Below are 22534 nucleotides of genomic sequence, written 5' to 3' on the forward strand. Positions count from 1 at the left end.
GGGCTAAACACACCACCGAAGCTATGGCTTGATACTTTGTATCAGGGGTAGGGGAGCGTTGAATGAAGATTGAAGGTGTACCGCAAGGAGCGCTGGACCTCATTCAAGTGAGAATGCCGGTATGAGTAACGAAAAGATCAGTGAGAATCTGATCCGCCGAAAACCCAAGGATTCCTGAGGAAGGCTCGTCCTCTCAGGGTAAGTCGGGACCTAAGGCGAGGCCGAAAGGCGTAGTCGACGGACAACAGGTTGAAATTCCTGTACCACCGAAAGCCGTTATGAGCAATGGGATGACGCAGGAGGATAGTGACGCGGACTGATGGATGTCCGTTCAAGCAGTGAGGCTGGTATGTAGGCAAATCCGCATACCCCAAGGCCAGGCTGTGATGAGGAGCGAAAATTACAGTAGCGAAGGTCATGATTTCACACTGCCAAGAAAAGTCTCTAGCCAGGAAGCAGGTGCCCGTACCGTAAACCGACACAGGTGGGTGAGAAGAGAATTCTAAGGCGCGCGGAAGAACTCTCGTTAAGGAACTCGGCAAAATGACCCCGTAACTTCGGGAGAAGGGGTGCCCCGGTAGTGTGAATAGCACGAGGGGGCCGCAGTGAAAAGGCCCAAGCGACTGTTTAGCAAAAACACAGGTCTGTGCGAAGCCGCAAGGCGAAGTATACGGGCTGACGCCTGCCCGGTGCTGGAAGGTTAAGGGGAGTGGTTAGCGCAAGCGAAGCTATGAACCGAAGCCCCAGTAAACGGCGGCCGTAACTATAACGGTCCTAAGGTAGCGAAATTCCTTGTCAGGTAAATTCTGACCCGCACGAATGGCGTAACGATTTGGGCGCTGTCTCAACGAGAGATCCGGTGAAATTTTAATACCTGTGAAGATGCAGGTTACCCGCGACAAGACGGAAAGACCCCATGGAGCTTTACTGCAACTTGATATTGAACTGGGGTGCGATTTGTACAGGATAGGTGGGAGCCGTAGACATCGGAGCGCAAGCTTCGGTTGAGGCGCCGTTGGGATACCACCCTGATCGCATTTGAGTTCTAACCTCGTACCGTGATCCGGTACAGGGACCGTGTCAGGTGGGCAGTTTGACTGGGGCGGTCGCCTCCTAAAGTGTAACGGAGGCGCCCTAAGGTTCCCTCAGAATGGTTGGAAATCATTCGAAGAGTGTAAAGGCATAAGGGAGCTTGACTGCGAGACAGACACGTCGAGCAGGGACGAAAGTCGGGCTTAGTGATCCGGTGGTACCGCATGGAAGGGCCATCGCTCAACGGATAAAAGCTACCCTGGGGATAACAGGCTTATCTCCCCCAAGAGTCCACATCGACGGGGAGGTTTGGCACCTCGATGTCGGCTCATCGCATCCTGGGGCTGAAGTAGGTCCCAAGGGTTGGGCTGTTCGCCCATTAAAGCGGTACGCGAGCTGGGTTCAGAACGTCGTGAGACAGTTCGGTCCCTATCTGTCGTGGGCGTAGGAAATTTGAGAGGAGCTGTCCTTAGTACGAGAGGACCGGGATGGACGCACCGCTGGTGTACCAGTTGTTCCGCCAGGAGCATCGCTGGGTAGCTACGTGCGGAAGGGATAAGCGCTGAAAGCATCTAAGCGTGAAGCCCCCCTCAAGATGAGATTTCCCAGTATGTAAGACCCCTTGTAGACGACGAGGTTGATAGGTTGGGGGTGGAAGTGCCGCAAGGCATGGAGCTGACCAATACTAATCGGTCGAGGGCTTATCCAATAAGCTAACACGCGATGTTTTCGTTTTCGGATTCAGTTTTCAGGGAGCAACACACCTGCCTGTTTGGTAATGATGGCGGAGGGGTTCCACACGTACCCATCCCGAACACGACCGTTAAGCCCTCCAGCGCCGATGGTACTTGGACCGCAGGGTCCTGGGAGAGTAGGACGTTGCCAAGCAACGCGCAAGACCCAAAAGAGTGATTCCTGATTCCAGGATTCGCTCTTTTTTTGTGTATAAAAGAATGGAAACCATGGTGTTGGAACAAGTCTGATGAACGGGGTGGAGGGAAAAGTGTAGGTATAGGGTGTAGATGTAAATGGTCCACTGCTGATGGTGTAAGCGAGGAATGTGCAAACTCTGGTGGCTGGGTCGCTTCGTCTGATGAGTTTTGTCTAACCTTCTTCGATTAGTTTTTTTAGTAGGTTATTCCTTTGTCGCTCTAACGAAGCGTTTCCCATCTCTACTTTCACGTTCCATTATTTCTATTGTACTGTTGGTGTTCTTTTCTCTCTACTGATCGGCTCTGCCTAAATGTTGCTCTTTCCTTCTCCTACTGTCATTTATGATTTCCTGATAGTACATTACATATATATTAGTAGAGTTCTCTGTTTTTCTACTTTAGGCTTGTTGGATAGCTTTCCTTAAGTATTTTTACTTTGCTTTTCTAATTATGTTTATTTCTATCAGCTTTCTGCTATTTAAGGAGGGAGATTATAATTATTTGCGCTATCTCTTATTATCTATGTGTATACTTGTTAAGCTAAATATAAAAATATCACCATTTTATAGCCTATATACAGATAGAAAAATGAAAGTAGAATAATCCGTTTTATGCAGCATACTTATATTTCTTTTCCTTGATAAATAAGGAAAAACATAGGTGAATGTCTCTACTAGGTGGACATTCGTTTGCGAGGAGAAATCAATTGTAGATAATACTTTAACATTCTTGACAGTCTGTAATACGCTTTGCTAAGATTGCAATAATATATTTTCAGAAACTAATGCAGAAACTCATTTTCAGCTATTTTAACGCCTTATTTGTGTAAGGTTTTTTTATTATAGAATAAAAAAAGAATAAGGGAGGAACATCCTTGTGTGGGAAACAAAATTTGCTAAAGAGGGACTAACATTTGATGATGTATTGTTGGTACCCCGTAAGTCTGAAGTTTTACCAAAAGAGGTAAGTGTTGCTACAGTTCTTAGCAAGCACGTGAAATTAAATATTCCTTTGATCAGTGCAGGAATGGATACAGTAACCGAAGCAGCTTTAGCTATCGCTATGGCTCGTGAAGGCGGTATTGGTATTATTCACAAAAATATGTCTGTAGAACAACAAGCAGAAGAGGTAGACCGTGTAAAACGTTCTGAAAGTGGCGTTATCACTAATCCATTTTCTTTGACACCGGACAAAAAAGTATCTGATGCTGAAGCAGTAATGGCGAAATATCGTATTTCTGGTGTACCTATCGTAGATGAGAATAATGCATTAGTAGGTATTATTACTAACCGCGATCTTCGTTTTATTCATGATTACAATATTGATATTACAGAAGTGATGACTAGTGAGAAATTGGTCACTGCTCCTGTAGGAACTACTTTACAAGAAGCAGAAGTATTATTGCAACAACACAAAATCGAGAAATTACCTTTGGTGGATGAGAATAATATTCTTAAAGGTCTTATTACGATTAAAGATATTGAAAAAGCTATTCAATTCCCTAATGCAGCTAAAGATGCTCAAGGACGTTTGTTAGTAGGTGCGGCTATTGGCGTATCTCAAGATTCGTTTGTACGTGCCGAAGCATTAGTAAATGCAGGCGTGGATTTGTTAGTAGTGGATTCGGCTCATGGTCATCATATTAATATTTTGGATGCTGTACGCAAACTACGCTCGATGTTCCCTGAACTTACTATTGTAGCGGGTAATGTGGCTACTGGTGAAGCAACTCGTGATCTGATCCAAGCAGGAGCTTCTGTCGTTAAAGTCGGTATTGGCCCAGGTTCGATCTGTACAACACGTGTTATTGCAGGTATTGGTGTACCGCAAATTACCGCGATCTATGATTGTGCAACAGTAGCTCGTGAATATGGTATTCCGATCATTGCAGACGGTGGTATCAAGTATTCTGGTGAAATCACTAAAGCTTTAGCTGCTGGTGCAGATGCTGTTATGTTAGGAAGTCTATTTGCTGGAACAGAAGAAAGCCCAGGCGAATCTGAAATTTATCAAGGTCGTCGCTTTAAAGTGTATCGTGGTATGGGTTCTATGGCGGCAATGAAACAAGGAAGTAAAGATCGTTATTTCCAAGATGATGATAAAAAGCTTGTTCCTGAAGGTATTGAAGGACGTGTCGCTTATAAAGGGCCTTTATCTGAGACGATTCATCAGTTGATTGGTGGTCTTCGTTCTGGTATGGGTTACTGTGGTACAGGGGATCTAACTGAATTACGTAATGATACTCAATTTATTCGTATTACAGGTGCTGGATTACGCGAAAGTCATCCACATGATATTCAAATTACAAAAGAAGCTCCTAACTATTCGATGTAATTGTATTTATTCTATAATGTAGCTTTGACTAAAGCTAACGTATAGATATAAATACGCCAATATAAGCAAAAGAATGAAGATTTTACAGCTTCTTCTTTTACATTTTAATTGACGTTTAGACAAGCTTGTGATTTTAAGACAAGCTTGTCTTTTTTTGCGTTTAACCGTATGTTAAAATGAGAAAGTCGTTGTGATATTCGGTAATTTTCGGTATATACCTCTATATGGTGATACATAATGACCAAGAACAAGAAATTGTAGAGATTTATACGAATTTATTGGATTGTATGACTATTTTTGAATTTAATTTAGGTTAAATTGTACCGTTCATATAACTGTAAGCTACTTATTTGGAATAGACTCCTAATAAGGTCTTGGTATATTCACACATACCAAGTTTATTTTGAATTGAATTGCAATCAAGTAGTAGGTAGTCTTTGAACAATATTCACATGCTTAAACATTTGAGGGGAGCATCAGCACATTGAAACGCAACAAATGGTTAGAAAACGGAATTTGGAATAAGTCGAAACGTCAAATGGTTACAAAAGGAATTACAGTTATTATGGTGGCAAATATGTTCTGTATGGCGGTTATTCCTACAGTTACTATGGCTGCGGCATCTGCTACAGATTCGAAGAGCACCACTACAGACAGTAAATCTACACCAGCTACTTCAAATGCTACAGGCAAATTACCTACTGCTGAATCACTTGGTTTGGATGTAAAATCGGCTGTCTTAATGGAAGCTTCTACCGGTAAGATTTTATTATCTATTAATGCAGATGAAGCATTACCACCTGCTAGTATGTCCAAAATGATGACAGAATATCTAGTATCTGATTATGTCAAACAAGGTAAAATTAAATGGGACGATGTAGTAACTGTATCTGAAAATGCTGCTGCTCAAATCGGATCACGAGTATTTTTGGCTAAAGGCGACAAGCATACAGTACTTGATCTTTATAAAGCGATGGCTATAGGATCAGCAAATGATGCTTCGGTAGCGCTAGCAGAATTTATTGGTGGAACAGAACAAGACTTTGTAAAAATTATGAATGAAAAAGCAAAAGAATTTGGCATGAAAACTGCTCATTTTGCTAACTCTACAGGCTTAGATATTGCAGATATGCCTGCTGCAACAAGACCGGATTCAAATCAAGAAACGATCATGTCCGCAATGGATACTGCGTTGTTAGCTCAACATATTGTAGATGATCATCCTGATTTTAACGATGTTACTAAAATTCAATCGTTCAAATTCCGTCCAACGGATAAGGATCCGGTTGTCAACTGGAACTGGATGTTAGAATCCAATGCTTCGATCACTAACTTTAAAGCTTATGCTTATAAAGGATTAGACGGTCTAAAAACAGGACATACGAATGCAGCCGGACAATGTTTTACAGGAACAGCTGAGCGTAATGGTATGCGTCTAATTAGCGTCGTAATGGGTACAACTTCTGAACCTGAACGCTTTATTCAAACGAAAAAGATTCTTGATTATGGATTTGATAATTTTGAAGTCAAACAAGTAGTTGGTGCAAAAGCGGCTGTATCAGGTCTTGCTTCTCTACCGGTTGTAAAAGGTACAGCGAAAGAAGTTCCTGTTGTTACAGATGCAGCTGTCAATGTGGTTGTTCCTAAAGGGACAGCACCTAAAAATGTTACGTATACTGTAGCAGCGGCAAATGAAGCAACACGTACAGCACCGATAGCAGCAGGTAAAGCATTAGGAACGATTACGTACACGTATAAAGATTCCAATATGCCAGAAGATCAAGTTGAAACGGTAAACTTGATTGCCGCAGAACCTGTAGAAAAAGGTAGTTGGATACGATTATTTTTCCGGGCTATTGGTGATTTGTTCGTTGATTTATTCGATTCCGCTAAAAATATGTTTTAATATCTAAAAGTTGGCTGAATGCAATATAGATGATCCTATCAAATGTATTGTATATTCAATAGCTCTACTGTAAAATGATGAGTTAGATTCTGTCTCAAATTTAACGATGAATTTGAGACGTAAGCATCCAGTTATTTATGATTCCTTATGGAGTATAAATAGTCTTTGTAATCGAAGAATAATCTTATGTTATATATCGAATTCAGGGGGCATGAACATGGAAACCGGTACATCCAGAGTTAAAAGAGGTATGGCAGAAATGCAAAAAGGCGGCGTCATTATGGACGTTATGAATGCAGAGCAAGCTAAGATTGCAGAAGCTGCTGGTGCTACAGCAGTTATGGCTCTTGAACGTGTGCCTTCTGATATTCGCGCCGCTGGTGGCGTAGCTCGTATGGCTGATCCAACGATCGTAGAAGAAGTTATGAAAGTTGTATCAATTCCTGTAATGGCTAAGTCTCGTATCGGTCATTATGTAGAAGCTAAAGTATTAGAATCCCTAGGCGTAGATTATCTGGATGAGAGTGAAGTTTTGACTCCAGCGGATGAAGTGTTCCATATTGATAAACATGAATTTACAGTTCCATTTGTGTGCGGTGCTAAAGATTTGGGTGAAGCTCTTCGTCGTATTGGTGAAGGTGCATCAATGATCCGTACGAAAGGTGAGCCAGGAACAGGTAATATTGTAGAAGCTGTTCGTCATATGCGCTTTATCAATAGCCAAATTCGTAAAGTAACGAATATGTCTAAAGATGAGTTATATGCTGAAGCGAAAAATCTTGGTGTTTCTTACGATCTATTGGTAGGTGTACACGAAGCAGGTAGTCTTCCAGTAGTTAACTTTGCAGCAGGTGGAATTGCTACTCCAGCAGATGCAGCATTGATGATGTATTTGGGAGCAGACGGAGTATTTGTTGGTTCTGGTATTTTCAAATCAGATAGCCCTGAGAAATTCGCACGTGCTATCGTTGAAGCAACTACACATTTTGATGATTATAAATTGATTGCAGAAGTATCCAAAAACTTGGGTGCTCCTATGAAAGGTATCGAAATCTCCAAATTGGCTCCTTCAGAACGTATGCAGGATCGTGGCTGGTAAGAAAGAAGGTAGACCATGAAGATTGGTGTATTAGCATTACAAGGTGCTGTTGCAGAGCATTTGAAAAGCCTTCAACTGGCGGGTGCAGAAGCGATCAGTATTAAGCGTATCGAGCAATTAGAAGAGATTGATGGATTAGTAATCCCTGGTGGGGAAAGTACTACGATCGGTAAATTAATGCGTAAGTATGGATTTATCGAAGCGATTCAGCAATTTTCGGAGCAAGGAAAGCCACTGTTTGGAACGTGTGCAGGACTGATTGTATTATCAGAACGAATTGCCGGGCAAGATCAACCTCATCTTTCTTTAATGGATATGACCGTTTCACGTAATGCTTTTGGCAGACAACGTGAAAGCTTTGAAACCGATCTGGATGTGGTTGGAATTGACGAGCCGATTCGTGCAGTATTTATACGCGCTCCTCTTATTCAAGAAGTTGGAGAAGGCGTACAAGTATTGTCTACGTATCACGATGAGATTGTAACAGCAAGACAAGGGCATTTGTTAGCTTGTTCTTTTCATCCAGAGTTAACAGATGATTATCGCTTGCATCAGTATTTCGCAGACATGGTGCAAGAGTACGTCTCTCATAAGTAATCGCATGTTGTAATTAGCTAGATCGTTTAAATACATTACACCTTAACTCTTGGTAGCTTCTGTGATTAGGAATTTCTCCTGATACAGATGGCGGCAAGTTCTCACTTGCCCGGTATAAAGCGTTCACTCTTTTTGTAAAAGAATGAAGCTTGACGGCGGAAAAGAGAACCAGGAGTTAAGGTTATTTTCATTAGGAGGGGTTTATTGATGTTAGACGTAAAGATATTACGTAATGACTATGCACGTGTAGAACAAGCATTACAAAGCCGTGGCAAATCGTTAGATTTAATCGCAGAATTTCCTGCACTTGATTCCAAGCGTCGTGAATTATTACAAGAAACAGAATTACTTAAAAATCGCCGTAATGTAGTATCAGGTGATGTAGCTAAACGTAAAAAGAACAAAGAAGATGCAGAAGAATTAATTCTTGAAATGCGTGAAGTATCTGATCGTATTAAAGGATTAGATGAAGAGATTCGTCAATTGGAAGCACAAATCGATATGATGATGTTATCGATTCCTAATATTCCGCATAGCAGTGTACCTATTGGTGCTTCTGAAGACGATAATGTAGAGATTCGTCGTCATGGAGAACCACGTGAGTTCGCATTTACTCCAAAAGCACACTGGGATGTTGCTCAAGATCTAGATATTATTGATTTTGAAGCGGCTGCTAAAGTAACAGGTTCACGTTTTGCTTTTTATAAAGGGTTTGGAGCACGTTTAGAACGCGCATTGATTAACTTTATGATGGATCTGCATAGCAGTGAGCATGGGTATGAAGAAATTCTACCTCCATATATCGTAAACAAAGATAGTCTTGTAGGTACAGGACAATTACCTAAGTTTGAAGAAGATTTGTTTAAGCTAAATGATACAGAATATTATTTGATTCCTACAGCAGAAGTACCGGTGACCAATTATCATCGTGAAGAGATTTTGCCAGCCGATCAATTACCAAAACATTACGTAGCATATAGCTCTTGTTTCCGTTCTGAAGCAGGTGCTTCAGGTCGTGATACTCGTGGCTTGATTCGCCAACATCAATTTAACAAAGTTGAAATGATCAAAATCGTACAACCAGAGACATCTTATGATGAATTAGAAAAAATGACAGCTAATGCAGAGCGTGTATTGCAGTTATTGGGTCTACCTTATCGTGTACTTGCTCTATGTACAGGGGATATGAGCTTCACAGCTGCTAAGACGTATGATTTGGAAGTATGGTTGCCTGAGAGTAATATGTACCGCGAAATCTCTTCTTGCTCGAATGTAGAGGATTTCCAAGCACGTCGTGCCAATATCCGTTTCCGTCAAGATACGAAGAGCAAACCTGAATTTTTGCATACGTTAAATGGATCAGGATTGGCTGTAGGCCGTACGGTTGCAGCGATTCTAGAGAACTATCAACAGGAAGATGGCAGTGTCATTATCCCTGAAGTATTGCGTCCATATATGCGCGGGGCAGAAGTAATTACAAGCAAAAAATAATTTTTTAAATCTTTTTTTATAAAAAGCTTGTCAAATCTTAAAATCCATGATATGATATTTATGTTGTGCAAGATTGATAAAGCTTTTCTGGAGAGGTACCGAAGCGGTCATAACGGGGCGGTCTTGAAAACCGTTAGGGGGCAACTCCACGTGGGTTCGAATCCCACCCTCTCCGCCATATATTTAAATCCAAGTCGTTCCTTTACAGGAACGGCTTTTTTGTTGCTCATTGATAAGCTATAAGTATTTTTATACTATCTGCATTTGATTTATGTAGGACAACCCACTATTTTATGTCATAATAAATAGTGACTACTCTGATATATAGATTATGGACTCCTGATCATATGGTATGTGGTCATTTCACCCATTATCATCTACTGCAAGAAAAACATGTTACCAAACTCTATATCTCTACGTACATAAGAATAGGAGGACATACCATGGTAGATATGAATCAACCTCCCGATTTATCCACATTCGTGCCGATCAAGCACGGTAGACGGTCTTTGAAAAGTACAGTGATGCGTACATTGCTTATCGTGCTCGGTGCTATGATTGTAGCTGTCGCGTTAGAGCTGTTTCTGGTTCCTAACAATATTACAGATGGCGGAATTACAGGCATATCTATTATTTTGTCCTATATCACAAAGTGGCAATTAGGTCTGTTTCTATTTGTAATTAATATTCCGTTTTTGATTATTGGTTATAAGCAAATAGGTAAAACATTCGCTTTGTCTACTTTGTTAGGTATAACTGTGATGTCGATAGGCACATTTTTATTGCACCCTGTAGAAGCATTTGTCAAAGAAACCGTACTTGCTTTTGTATTTGGAGGTATGTTTCTCGGATTAGGCACAGGACTTGTACTACGTTCTGGCGGATCATTGGATGGTACAGAGATTGTAGCAATCTTATTGTCGCGACGGTCTATTTTTTCAGTAGGCGAGATTGTTATGATTATCAACGTGTTTATTCTATGCGGAGCAGGCTTTGTATTTGGCTGGGATCGAGCAATGTATTCTATTATTGCGTATTATATTGCAACCAAAGTGATCGATATTACAATTGATGGTCTGGATCAATCCAAGTCCGTATGGATTATAAGTGATCGTATTCAGGATATCGGAGATGCTATTATTCATCGTCTGGGACGAACAGTCACGTATCTGTCTGGTGAAGGTGGATTTTCCGGAGAAGAGAAGAAAGTCATTTTCTGTGTTATCACCCGCTTAGAAGAAGCCAAGTTAAAAGAAATTGTGAATCATTTTGATGAAACCGCATTTATGGCTGTTGGTAATATCCATGATGTTAAAGGTGGAAGATTCAAGAAAAAAGATATCCATTAACAAAGTGTAACTTCATTTTCCAGAATGTATGGTATGTTGGTAAAAGCTTCATCGTCAGTATATTCGTAAAAAGTAAGTATTAATAACCAATTTTGAGTTTTTGTATTTCAAAATTAGCTAAAATGGGTTATTATGTATGCTGGCTTTATACCTGTCGTATTTTGAAAATGAAGTAAAACTTCATCGCTGTAAAAAAAGAGAGGGGTAACAAAATGAAAAAAAGAATGACACTTGGGCTGTTAGTTATGCTCATGATACTTACAGTTGCACTTGTAGGTTGTACAAAGAAAGCTGAACCGAAAGAAGCGGTAAAGGCGGCAACAACCAACGCAGCTAAAATGACATCTTATGCAATTGCAACTAAGTTGAAAGTAAATGAATTATCTTTTACTACTGCTGATGGCAAAGCTACAACAGATGCTCAAAGTGCACAAATCGCAAGTTTACTTAAAAATGCAGAATTTAACGTAACAGGGGTATATCAAGGTGACCCTATGCAAACGGAATTGACGATGGAATTGAAATTGAGCGGCGATATGGCAATGACATTTACAGTGCCTATGGTTATGACTCAAGAAGTTCTGTATATCAAAATTCCACAGATCCCAATGTTGGCTTTGCCTGATACATTAGTAGGTAAATTCTTGAAATTGGATCTAAAAGAATTGGCTGCTCAACAAGGTCAAGAATACAAACCTTTAAGCCCAGCTACAACACAACAATTAACTCAAGACTTGTCTAATGCAGTGTTAGACAAATATGACCAAGCTAAATACTTCAAAGATGTAGATACAAAAGATGCTGCTCTTCCTGAAGGTGTAGATGCAAAACAAGTAGTTCAATTCGCAGTAACAAATGATAATGCTAAAGAAGCAGTAACAATCTTCGTAAAACAAGCATTGCCAGCTGTACTGGATGTATTGTCTAAAGAAGAATATCGTAATGCTTTGAATATCAAACAAACAGATATTGATGAAATGAAAAAAGAACTTCAATCTGAAGATTCTCAAAACAGCTTCAGCAAATCTGTCAACGAATTGGATAAATATTTGACTCTAAACCAATTCCATATCAATACAGCAATCAACAAAGATGATTTCCCTGTATATCAACAAATGGTAATGGATGCTGTATTCTCTGATCCTGATACTAAGCAGAATGTGAAATTGTCTGTAGATGGTAGCAGTCAGTATTCCAAAATCAACGAAAAACAAACATTTGCTATTGGTATCCCAGCAGATGCTGATGTTGTAACAATGGATGAATTCCAAAAACAAGTTGGTTCCATGTACGGTGGTAACTAATCATTTGGTAGCAAAAAGCTCACTGCTTATACGCAGTGAGCTTTTTTTATGTGTGAAATCAATCTAGATACCAGTCAGTTTAGTTATAATGTAGAAGTATCTACTGTAGAATCGGTTGAGAGACGCGTAAATTCTTCTTCTAAAATCGAAAACATCTGGTGGTCTTCCCACTGATCGTTGATTTTGACCAGCTTACGTGCAATTCCTTCTGCTTGAAAGCCGCATTTCTCCAGTACACGCCTTGAAGCAATATTATGAGGCAAAATACCTGCTTGTACCCGGTGAAGCCCTAGAGAGCGAAAAGCGTACGCTAAAAGCAATTTTACACCACCAGTCATATACCCTTTACCTTGAAAACTAGAATCCATAGAATAACCGATGTCTGCAAATTGACCTACACCACGTACTAGATGTGTCAGAGATAACGTACCTCGTAACTCATGATCTTCTGAAGAAAATAAGCCAAACAGATACGCTTTATCTTCCCAGGCTTCTTGTTGTCTGCGATAGATCAAGTCCAATTGACTAGGAAGTGTAAAAAACTCATTAGGATATCTTGGCTCAAAGACTTGATTGGCTTCACGACTATTGACTCGTAACTGGAGAAGGGCAGAGGCATCCTCTGGCTCAAGTAAACGAATATAAATACCTAATGTACGATCAGACAATTCTAGCGACATACAACCCCTCCTTATACAGAATTATGATTGTAACGGTTTGCGCTTTTTGAGTCGCAAGCGTAGCTGTTTGAAAAAGTCAGTTAATAGTAACGCACATTCAGGTTGCAATATATCTGTAATGATCTCTGTACGATGGTTAAATCTAGGTTCTTGTAGCAGATTCATCAATGTACCAGCACAGCCTGCTTTGGGATCTACAGTTCCGTAGACTACAGTTGGTACACGACTCTGTACAATCGCCCCTGCACACATCGGGCAAGGTTCTAAAGTAACATACAGGGTACAATCTAATAATCTCCAGGCGCCCAATGTTTCACTCGCCTGTCTAATCGCTATAATTTCGGCATGAGCAGTAGCATCGAATGAAGTTTCACGTAAATTATAACCCCGGCCAACGATCACATTATCTTTGACTACAATCGCTCCGATCGGTACTTCACCGAGCTGTTCAGCTTTGCGAGCTTCGGCTATCGCTTCTCGCATCCAATACTCATGTACTTCTTGAGAAATAATAAACCCAACCTTTCACTGTGGATACTTTCTTTACTTGTACATCGAACAGATATTCGTTGTTAACACGTTGTGGATAGAACTGTGGATAACTCTTGAAAAACGAAAATGATACCGTTTTAGCGGAAAAAGTTGTGGATAACTATATTTAAATGATAAAAATTAGCCCGTATTCTATTTTAGGCAAACTATTGTCTATTTTCAATCTATCGTTATTATTTTGAAATAAAAAAGAAACTTTAGAGAGATCTCTAAAGTTTCTTTTTTTTAGTTTGATTGTTATTTACCGTTGTTCGCCATAGATTGAAGTGTAGGATTCACATCTTCGTCTACATACTTACGAATAATCGATACTTCTACCCGGCGATTTTCTGCACGTCCTAGATTAGTAGAGTTACTAGCCACAGGTCGATATTGTCCATATCCGATTGCACTGAATTTACGAGGATCTAATTTGTTGTTTAACAATAGAATTTTCATAAAGTTGAGTGCACGGTCTGAACTTAGATTCCAGTTCGATTCATATTGCGAGTTCGAGATTGGAATATTGTCTGTATGACCAGACACGATAATATCGTAATTCGGGAATTGTTGCAAAATATTAGAGATTGATTTGGCAAGTATACGAGATTCTGGTTTTACGGTAGCTCGTCCAGAAGCAAATAACGTATTATCACTGATTGTGATACTTAATTGAGATTGATTGAGCTTGGTAGCTAACTGCTGGCTCAATCCATTGTTTTTGATATAACTATCTAATTGTTTTTTTAGTTTTTCTAAATTTTCTTGTTCTTGCTGTTTAAGTTTTTCACGTAAACTTTCTCTGCTTTTTTGAGTATTGTCTGCCGGTGAAGCCGCAGAAGCAGGTGTTTCATTATCGTCGGATTTAGGTGTTTGTCCGCTGGTTTCTTCCATAGCATTTTGATCCAAAACACCTGTACCACCGGTGAACGCTGCATTCATCGCTGCTGCCATTTGTTGAAACTTGGATGCATCCAATGAACTCATAGCAAATAGAGTAATAAATAATGCTAGCAAAAGGGTCATTAAGTCAGAATAAGGAAGCAACCAACTTTCATCTGGATGTTCTTCATGAGGCTCGTGTCTACCTTTTTTACTCACTGGCTACCGCCTCCCCTACAGCCCCACCGCTACTTTCTTCGCTGTTCATTTTTGCATTTTCAGTAGGTGTTAAGAACACAGCTAATTTCTGGCTAATCGCAATAGTAGATACACCGGATTGAATAGATAGTAGGCCTTCTACCATCATTAGCTTAACTTCTACTTCAGCTTTGGATAAACGTTTGAGCTTCGTTGCAATAGGATGCCATAATACATAACCACTAAAGATACCGAGCAATGTTGCCATAAAAGCCCCTGCAATCGCATGAGAAAGCTTTTCCAAGTCAGTCAAATCCGCCATCGCAGCAATCAGACCTACTACCGCTCCAAGTACACCCAGTGTAGGAGCATACATACCTGCTTGTGAGAAAAGAAGTGCGCCTGAACGGTGACGTTCTTCTGTCGCATTAATATCTTCCATCAATACATCTTGTACAAACTCTTGATCATTACCATCAATAATCATGCGCATTCCGTTACGAAGGAAAGGATGATCAATTTCTTCGACTTTGGATTCCAATGCAAGTAGACCTTCACGACGCGTAATAGAAGCCCACTCCATAAACATACCTACTAGATCTTTTTTGTCCATTAATTTTTGTTGAACAAAAACAACTTTAAACAATTTGCCAAGACGTTTAACTTCATTCATTGGAAAAGCCATAAAGATTGTTGCTGCTGTACCAACAAAAATGATGACATAAGCAGCCGGGTTATTAACCAGATTGATAAGGGGGGCACCTTTTAGAAGCATACCGAATATAAGTGAACCCAAACCAAGTATTAGACCAATAATTGTTGAAATTTGCATAATACACCTCGTCCGTGAGTATATAGTTTATCTCTCTCATCATCCACTTCCATGTAATGATGTGTTTTCCAAAAACATCTGATACTCTTTTATCGACAAGATATGCTGCATTGTTAAGAGTTTTTTAGTGTATATTTGCGTTATAATGTAAATAAGTTGGGAATTGTAACAATATCGACAGATCGGGAGGTTGAGTATGGGCGTTAAGCATGGAAGAGATTATGAAGAGATATTGAGTGATTTAACATCAGCAGTAGCCATGATTCCAGACAGTTATTTGTTTTTTGATATGGAACCTCAAGAGTGGGAAGTGCTTGCTGAAGGTGAACGAAATGAAGTAAATGAAGCGTTGGCAGAAGACTTATTTTTTGCGCTCGGCTCACAATCTATGATCCACGTAGGTAGTGGGGTAGTCATCTATGATGCAGACACACATCGCATTGATATTTTGATTGGCAAAGAAGAAATGACATTTGTGACCTTGATCTAACAAAAGATTAATAAAATACGTATATAGCAAAAGCACAGAGCAGATGAACTAGAAGATCATCTAAGCTGTGCTTTTTGTTTGTTTATATATCAAGATAACGTGCATCAGTAGGTGCTTGATAGACCATGCAGTAAAAAGGCTTCATACCATCAGGCGTTCTACGCTCATACATATCTGTAATATAAAAGCCTGCTTTTTGATACGTACGGATAGCCCGCTGATTCCAGGTCAACACTTCCAGATCGATTTCGGCTGTCGCGTTACGGTTTTGAGCCGTTTTTACAATAGCTTCTACAAAAGCTTCTCCATAACCATGACCACAAAGATCAGGACGCATACCAATCCCTAAGCGTATCGTATCTCCTAATGGAAAAAGTTGAGCAAATCCGGCTAACTGTTCTGTCTGATCCAATACCGATACATACTGTTGTTGCCGAATCTCAGGATCACCGAACTCAATCCCTAATTCTTTCATTTGATCCCAGGGCATCCAGCCGTAGATATTATAAGGAGGATCATATATCCATGTACATACTTGGGCAGCATGTTGTTCTGTCAAAGGAATCGTATGAAAAATAGAATGTGACAGTGAGCTCATGACATAACCTCCTCTGACTGTACTTTATATATACCATAAAAAAAACTTAAAAAATTTGCAATATCCTGTTTACCATAATTACGAGTAGGTTAATAATAAGTAGACATAATTATAAAGAACAATTGATATAAATTTATTATTTTATGTAACCTATTGGATGTTTAATACGTCTTACTTATATAGGAACATAAAAAAACCACTAAAGATTCTGGCGGGAATCTTCAATGGTTTATAGGTTCATTTATATGAGTTGTAAATACGATGATTAATTGTCAGTTGCGAAGGTGTTATATGTGGAATCGCTCATAACACGTTTAGCACCAACGTAACGATTTTGATAGTAATCCATGCTCAAACTGTCAATTCTCACACCTTTGGAAGTAGAAGCGTGTGCGAAGTTACCATTTCCTACATAAACCGCTACATGTGAAACGCCAGCCCCAGTAGTATTGAAAAATAACAGATCTCCAGCAATTAAATCACTTTTTGATACAGGCTCGCCTACTTGATATTGAGAGCTAGATTGGCGAGGAAGATCAATGTTCATTTTGCTGAATACATATTGTGTAAATCCCGAGCAGTCAAAACCGCTAAAAGATGTTCCACCAATACGATAAGGTGTTCCAATAGCTCCATCGATAACTTGATCCATTTTAGAATCTGCATGCGCACTTGTTACTCCAAGTGACGTAAATGCAATAGCAAGTCCCATTACTGCGGCTGTTAGTTTCTTTTTCATGTTCAAAATCAATTGTCCCCTTCCAATTGCCTACGAGGTTAGCTTAAGGATTCGGTAGAAGGTATTCCCCTATGATCCCTCCGAAACAAGATCAATTCACCCAAAACGGTTCCCCCGTTTCCCGGTACCACGGAATTTGGCTCAAAGCTTGGTGTGTACCGTACACGGATCATTACGACAAAACGACAAAATTTTCAGTTGCTATAAAGGTTACAGCATTTAGTTTTAAAGTTTACAAAGTTGTTACTAAAATCTCACTGGATTTATTCTACCAGAGGTTTTTTACTTTGGCAAACGTTTATTCATCTGTTTTTAAGATTTACTTTTGTATTTTAGTGTTAAATCTCTGTGAAAGCCTATGGTTATCGTCTTTTTAAAAGTTAAAAAATTTTAATCTTTTGCTCATATAGTGACTTTTGATGAAGAATTGTGATCACTATATATACTTTATTCGGTTCATCCATCTCAATAATGAACGTTTTTTTCCTTTTTTTATGAAAATTGATGACAATAATCGACTTTATTGGCTTTTAAGGCAATATTCGATACAATATGAATAATAAATCGAACCATAAATCTATGTATAATAACCTTATTTATACTGACCCCACAAAGGAGTATTTGAACGATATGGATGAAAATCAACCAAGTAAAAAGTCGATGTCACTTAATATTGTAAGTAGTAGTGCAAAAAGCAGTAAACACAAAGGTTTTGGAGCAGGAGCGATTAACCTCAATAATGTGTCCCCTATCATTATAGACCATGGCGAAGCAAAAATCGATGTTGGCGCAATGCACGCCAAAAGTAAAGTAGAAAAAGGGATCAAATTTACGACTAACCGCGAAGAAGTAAATGGTGGTCGTCAAGTATGGTTAGTATGGGTAGCAGTCGATAAATTAGCTGAAGGTGTCAATTATGCTGGCGCTACAGCTTGCGAAATGTGGATTAACGAAGAAGAGAAAAAAGGCTGGAAAATCCTCGCAGAGCATGTGAACAAATTGGATTATGCTATCAAGCGTCGCATTATGTTAGAAGGTTTGGGAAGCGAAGAAAAAGCTGCCCTTAAAAAATTATTGGTTGCTCATAACGAAGAATGGTGGAACCAATCTTCTGAAGAGTTTAAAACAGCATTAGAAGGTTAATAATACTTTATATAGTCTACTATTTACACAAAAGACCGACGACCCTCAGATCGTCGGTCTTTTATTATTCGTAGTGTTTTGAAGCATTCTCCAAATATGTAGCTTCTATAGAAGAATTATATTTTAAAAGCAATTATTCAGGATTCAAAATAGTAGGATTATCTTTATTTATATCATATAATAACAAGTAAAATATGGTAAAAAAGGTTGTGAATACAATGCGTCTTTTTCTGCCCTTACCGAAATTGGAAATTTGCTTTCTTCTATCGATAAAGCCTTGCTATAATTAAGATAAAGTTATCATCGTAAGAAGCTGTCCCTTGCTTGACTAAAATATTCTACAGATGGAGGGAACACTACATGCAAAAAAGTGAAGCTGCTTATATTAGTACATTAAAACAGCCAATTAGTACAGGTATCCCGGGACTGGATGATATTTTATGTGGAGGCATACCGCCAGGAGGCGTCGTGATTCTGGAAGGCGAACCAGGCACAGGAAAAACTACAATAGGCATGCAATTTTTGGTTGAAGGTGCTATTAAACATAATGAACCGGGGATATACATTACATTTGAAGAACTTCCTGAACAAATTTACGATGATATGGAACGGTTCGGTTGGAATTTGAAAGAATTGGAACGGCGTAACTTATTACGTGTGATCTGTATAGAACCCGAGATTTTATTAGAACAAATGCTTGAACCCAATGGTCTTTTTGAACATATGATCAAAGAAATTGGTTGTAAACGCGTAGTTATGGATAGTATTAGTTTATTTCGCTTACTCAGTAGTGAACAAGAAGCCAGGACAAATGTTTATACCATTCGTAACATTATGCGCAAGCATGCTTTAACTTCTTTTTTTATAAGAGAATATTCAGAAGTAGAAGGGATGAATATTCCTTTCGAGAATTATATCTGTGATGGGATTATCAGACTTTCGTTAAAGCCTTTAATGGAAAAGTATCGTAAGCGTACTATTGAAGTGCTTAAAATGCGTGGTACCCGAATTTTGGAAGGTGAACATACGTATAAATTTATCGAAGATGGAGTATATATCATTCCTTCGTTATCCATGGCAGAAGATAAAATATTGGTACAGGAAACTGAAGTGCTATCCACAGGTATTGATTCATTAGATGATCTGTTGATGGGTGGTATTCCTAAAGGCAGTGTCTTTATGATCGATACGAATAGTAAAGCCAACTATAGATATCTACTTTCTTCTATTTATGCACAACGTATCAAAGACGATGATTGTACCGTAACGATGATGTCTGGTAATACCACTTTAGATATGTTTGCCGATACGATCGATTTGTTTGGAGTGTCTTTGCGTCAGGCTGCCGATGAAGGGAAAGCTCATTTTATTGAGCACTATAAGCGTGCTGTAGACAGTGGATTAGAAAAAGCGCTTATTCGTGTAGATGATGTAGAGAATGATGAATATGCTAATACGTTAAATGAAAAGCTTTCTCCTATTTTTGAATGTGAAGAGCTTTGTGATAAGCGTTGGTTCATTTATTATGATCTAAATACAATTATTTCAGAACGTGGCAAAGATTTCGTTGTGAAATACTTCTCAGAAGAAATTTCACTTTGGCGGGCGTTAGGTATTACTGTAATGGCGCATTGTAATTTTAGTGAAATTGGAACAGAGACAGCTTCATTTTTGGAACGTACTTGTAATGGAGTAATCAGAACATGGGTTGATGGTAATTATCAGTATTTACAAGTAACTAAATCACCAAGCGGAAGAGTGTCAGCACCACACATCGTAGCTAATATTTCAGAAACACCATTTGTCCGGCTGGTATAAGGAGGGATTAAGCTTTTATGGTATCAGAAAGCGATGTAATCACATTACAGATGGAATGTACCTTATTTTTTGAAAATAATCCTTATGCATTAGAAACCAGTACGGGCATGTCCAAACGACTTGGACGCAATGCGCATTTAATTGAACGTGCGCTTGATCGTTTGACTGAATTATCGATTTTAGAAAAAAATGGTCAGGGTACGCGTGCTATTTATCGTTATAAAACGCCTTATATTCAAACAGAAGTGGACATGAATGCTTATGATTGAAAGCTATTTTATAAATGATAACTTGGACAGCTGTCAGGAACTCCAAAATGTATATGCAGAACTTACAGGTTTATTTATTTTTATCACAAATCATGAAGGGCATTTGTTAAGCACGCCTTCAGATGCTGAAATCGCTAATTTGTTCATCACGTATCCCAAAGAACTTGAAAGTATGTTAAAAACAGAAATCGATAAGTTGAAAAGGCTTCGAGTTACTGCTTTGTCTGATCAATGGATACCTGGGATCAAGTGGATTATTTCACCTGTTAGTATCGATCAGCAACCGATTGAGATGTATATCTGGGCAGGCATTATTATTCAAGAAAATACCAGACAAAACATTATCGATCATGTGAATTACAATAGCCCGGATTTGAAAGGGCCTGCGGAACTTTTCCGTCTCATGAGAGAACGAATACAAAGTACACCAGAAGACGATGTTACGCAAATAGAATATAAAAAAGATAAGATTAATAAATTATCTAAAGCTATCGCGCTTATCTTGAAATCAGGATACAAAGAGAAAAAGTTCGCAGAACGTCTGACGACTCTTAATGAAACGTTGCGGTCGGATTCCAGTCGCAATATGCCTATAGAAGAAGTGACACGAGCGGTGCTTGCTTCTAGCGATCTGGCAGATGTATTCGGATTTGCTTTAAAAACATCTTCTGGTACTTATCGTATTGTGAGCAGTACAGGGCCTGCCGCCGCTGAGTTAAAAGGAGCTATTTTCCACGAAGGCGAAGGTTTTCTTGGTCAAGCAGTCCTTAGCGAGCAATTAAGCCACTGGAAAGATGTAGGTAGAGATCCACGCAGTCACTTTTTTCTACAAAAAGGATTAGCTTCGATCTATGAAGTACAATGTTTTCCGATTCGGTATGACGATGAAAATTACGGGTTGTTATTTGGAATCGGTTTGGAAGAAAAATTATCAACAAATACCAATATTCGTTTTGAAGAAACATTGATCTCTTTAATTGGTTGGTACATTGGTAACCATATTACTCATAGCCGTATGGAAAAGCAGATTCAGCGCTTTAAGCCATTAATGGAGCTAGCCAGTGTGATGGTATCTGTGCAGGATATTCAGCGGGTTCTATTTATGCTGGTGGATATGAGTCTGAATCTGGTATGGAGTCCATCTGCGTCAATCGTTGTTCATCGAGCAAGTGAAGACGAAAAAGTGCAAATGGTCGCTCGTGGTATGGAAAGCCCGCGCGGAGAAACGTATGCCCGCGATATTGCTCGTCGCTATTTGGAAAATGGAAATAATCAACCGGCAACGAATTCATATCTGAATCGTTCAGTGCCTTCATCATTGATGATTGAATATCCTATCGTTTATGCAGACAAAACTAGAGCTGTACTTGCTGTTGCAATAGGAGATGAGCAAGAAGGCGAAGAATGTCGTGAGATTTTGTCTGCTCTGGCAACGATGGGCAGTGTCATTATGAAGCTACTTTATGATCGCCAACAGTTTTTATCAAACAGTAATCGATTTGCTCATATTTTGCATGAATCGATTCGGGAGTGGAATGTAGCGCAATATCAACTGGCTACCGATGCACAGAAAATCGTGATGGAATTTGCATTATGGGGCGGATTACGTAAGGACGAAGGAGAAACGATTGCACGTGCCTGTCTGATGTCGTTCTCAGATCCAGCCACTTTACGTAGTTTTCCTCACTTGTTTGAACAAGAAGCAGAAATGATTGAAGATTTTAGGAAAATTCAACAGAATCAAAATAGCCCAGCCTCTCATCCATATAGTAAAGGCGGGCAAACAATGGTATTGGTATTTGCTCTGGCTGCTTCAGGTGATAACGATATCCAGTTGATGAATGATTCCCAATTTACTAATATTGATCCTAGTTTGATTAGTCAGTTCCGTTTATTCATGCTTAGTCGTCATACTTTGCAAACGGAAATTAGCTTAATGGAAGAAAAGCCTGTTCCTCGTGCGTTAACTGCTGAAGTAGCAGAGGGACGTGGTCTGGAAGCGATCGTCAAAGAATTTGGATTATCTCCACGGGAAAAAGAAGTATTAGAGCTAGTCGTCAAAGCTTCCAGTAATAAAGAGATTGCGGCTGCTCTATTTATTAGTGAACATACTGTCAAAAATCACTTAACGAATATTTTTAATAAGATGAGTGTAACCGACCGTGCACAAGCAATTGCGGCTGTTTTTAACAAAAGTATAGGTTAAATAAAAAAGATCACCTTTATTTCAAAAAGGGTGATCTTTTTCCTTTTTATAGGCGAAAAAAAGAAAGAGGAGGGTTTTCCTATTTCCTAAAATGTATAAAATAG

The 22534-nt window shown here is 39.2% G+C and carries 18 protein-coding genes, 1 tRNA gene, 2 rRNA genes and 1 riboswitch (1 of these 22 running past the window's edge); of the genes, 15 read left to right on the forward strand and 6 right to left on the reverse strand.

The features are described 5' to 3' along the window. The 10 genes from PQ456_RS00320 to PQ456_RS00365 all read left to right on the forward strand — a co-directional run. Window positions 1-1741 (forward strand): 23S ribosomal RNA (locus PQ456_RS00320) (it extends 1182 nt beyond the left edge of the window). A 62-nt stretch (window positions 1742-1803) separates the two neighbouring features. Further along, a 5S ribosomal RNA gene (gene rrf, locus PQ456_RS00325) occupies window positions 1804-1920 on the forward strand. 920 nt (window positions 1921-2840) lie between these two features. After that, window positions 2841-4298: an IMP dehydrogenase gene (gene guaB, locus PQ456_RS00330; RefSeq protein WP_273614342.1), complete on the forward strand. Its 1458-nt coding sequence runs from the start codon at window positions 2841-2843 to the stop codon at window positions 4296-4298. A gap of 484 nt (window positions 4299-4782) precedes the next feature. Next, window positions 4783-6204 carry a D-alanyl-D-alanine carboxypeptidase family protein gene (locus tag PQ456_RS00335; protein ID WP_373462013.1) on the forward strand — a complete coding sequence of 474 codons (1422 nt, stop codon included), beginning with the start codon at window positions 4783-4785 and terminating at the stop codon, window positions 6202-6204. 217 nt (window positions 6205-6421) lie between these two features. Further along, window positions 6422-7303, forward strand: coding sequence for a pyridoxal 5'-phosphate synthase lyase subunit PdxS (gene pdxS, locus PQ456_RS00340; RefSeq protein WP_273614343.1), 882 nt, complete (start codon window positions 6422-6424; stop codon window positions 7301-7303). A 15-nt stretch (window positions 7304-7318) separates the two neighbouring features. Further along, entirely contained in the window at window positions 7319-7900 is a 582-nt protein-coding gene (pdxT, locus tag PQ456_RS00345) for a pyridoxal 5'-phosphate synthase glutaminase subunit PdxT (RefSeq protein ID WP_273614344.1), read from the forward strand. 207 nt (window positions 7901-8107) lie between these two features. After that, window positions 8108-9391 carry a serine--tRNA ligase gene (gene serS / locus PQ456_RS00350; RefSeq protein ID WP_273614345.1) on the forward strand — a complete coding sequence of 428 codons (1284 nt, stop codon included), beginning with the start codon at window positions 8108-8110 and terminating at the stop codon, window positions 9389-9391. Between the two features lie 89 nt (window positions 9392-9480). Further along, window positions 9481-9569, forward strand: a tRNA-Ser gene (locus PQ456_RS00355). A 346-nt stretch (window positions 9570-9915) separates the two neighbouring features. Beyond that, entirely contained in the window at window positions 9916-10740 is an 825-nt protein-coding gene (locus PQ456_RS00360) for a YitT family protein (protein ID WP_273616210.1), read from the forward strand. A 212-nt stretch (window positions 10741-10952) separates the two neighbouring features. Beyond that, window positions 10953-12044, forward strand: coding sequence for a hypothetical protein (locus PQ456_RS00365; RefSeq protein WP_273614346.1), 1092 nt, complete (start codon window positions 10953-10955; stop codon window positions 12042-12044). An 83-nt stretch (window positions 12045-12127) separates the two neighbouring features. Here the strand turns inward: PQ456_RS00365 and PQ456_RS00370 are convergent, their stop codons facing one another. The 4 genes from PQ456_RS00370 to motA form a co-directional block, all read right to left on the reverse strand. Then, window positions 12128-12724, reverse strand: a complete 597-nt coding sequence (locus PQ456_RS00370) for a GNAT family N-acetyltransferase (RefSeq protein ID WP_273614347.1) — start codon at window positions 12722-12724, stop codon at window positions 12128-12130. Window positions 12725-12745: 21 nt separating this feature from the next. Next, window positions 12746-13234, reverse strand: coding sequence for a tRNA adenosine(34) deaminase TadA (gene tadA, locus PQ456_RS00375; protein ID WP_273616211.1), 489 nt, complete (start codon window positions 13232-13234; stop codon window positions 12746-12748). A 279-nt stretch (window positions 13235-13513) separates the two neighbouring features. After that, window positions 13514-14356 (reverse strand): flagellar motor protein MotB, encoded by an 843-nt coding sequence (motB, locus tag PQ456_RS00380; protein WP_273614348.1) that lies wholly within the window; start codon window positions 14354-14356, stop codon window positions 13514-13516. Continuing rightward, the gene (gene motA / locus PQ456_RS00385; RefSeq protein WP_273614349.1) at window positions 14349-15167 is read right to left on the reverse strand and encodes a flagellar motor stator protein MotA; all 819 of its coding nucleotides are present in this window, start codon (window positions 15165-15167) and stop codon (window positions 14349-14351) included. Before motA ends, motB begins: the two co-directional genes overlap by 8 nt. Before the next feature lie 196 nt (window positions 15168-15363). Here motA and PQ456_RS00390 point away from each other — a divergent pair, with 196 nt between their 5' ends. After that, window positions 15364-15657, forward strand: a complete 294-nt coding sequence (locus PQ456_RS00390; protein ID WP_273614350.1) for a hypothetical protein — start codon at window positions 15364-15366, stop codon at window positions 15655-15657. A gap of 82 nt (window positions 15658-15739) precedes the next feature. On the opposite strand, the gene PQ456_RS00395 is transcribed toward PQ456_RS00390, so the two are convergent. Continuing rightward, a complete protein-coding gene (locus PQ456_RS00395) occupies window positions 15740-16255 on the reverse strand; it encodes a GNAT family N-acetyltransferase (protein WP_273614351.1) in 516 nt (171 codons plus the stop codon). A gap of 265 nt (window positions 16256-16520) precedes the next feature. After that, entirely contained in the window at window positions 16521-16994 is a 474-nt protein-coding gene (locus PQ456_RS00400; protein WP_204827361.1) for a C40 family peptidase, read from the reverse strand. 12 nt (window positions 16995-17006) lie between these two features. Then, window positions 17007-17146: riboswitch (cyclic di-AMP (ydaO/yuaA leader) on the reverse strand. A 478-nt stretch (window positions 17147-17624) separates the two neighbouring features. On the opposite strand from PQ456_RS00400, the gene PQ456_RS00405 reads away from it, so the two are divergent. From PQ456_RS00405 to PQ456_RS00420, 4 genes are all read left to right on the forward strand, one after another. After that, the gene (locus tag PQ456_RS00405; RefSeq protein ID WP_204827347.1) at window positions 17625-18137 is read left to right on the forward strand and encodes a YwhD family protein; all 513 of its coding nucleotides are present in this window, start codon (window positions 17625-17627) and stop codon (window positions 18135-18137) included. Window positions 18138-18497: 360 nt separating this feature from the next. Beyond that, window positions 18498-19955, forward strand: coding sequence for an ATPase domain-containing protein (locus PQ456_RS00410; RefSeq protein WP_273614352.1), 1458 nt, complete (start codon window positions 18498-18500; stop codon window positions 19953-19955). Window positions 19956-19972: 17 nt separating this feature from the next. After that, entirely contained in the window at window positions 19973-20224 is a 252-nt protein-coding gene (locus tag PQ456_RS00415) for a hypothetical protein (RefSeq protein ID WP_273614353.1), read from the forward strand. Then, window positions 20211-22430 carry a LuxR C-terminal-related transcriptional regulator gene (locus tag PQ456_RS00420; RefSeq protein ID WP_273614354.1) on the forward strand — a complete coding sequence of 740 codons (2220 nt, stop codon included), beginning with the start codon at window positions 20211-20213 and terminating at the stop codon, window positions 22428-22430. Before PQ456_RS00415 ends, PQ456_RS00420 begins: the two co-directional genes overlap by 14 nt. The last annotated feature ends 104 nt before the right edge of the window (window positions 22431-22534 follow it).

This window comes from Paenibacillus kyungheensis, assembly GCF_028606985.1.
GTDB lineage: Bacteria > Bacillota > Bacilli > Paenibacillales > Paenibacillaceae > Saccharibacillus > Saccharibacillus kyungheensis.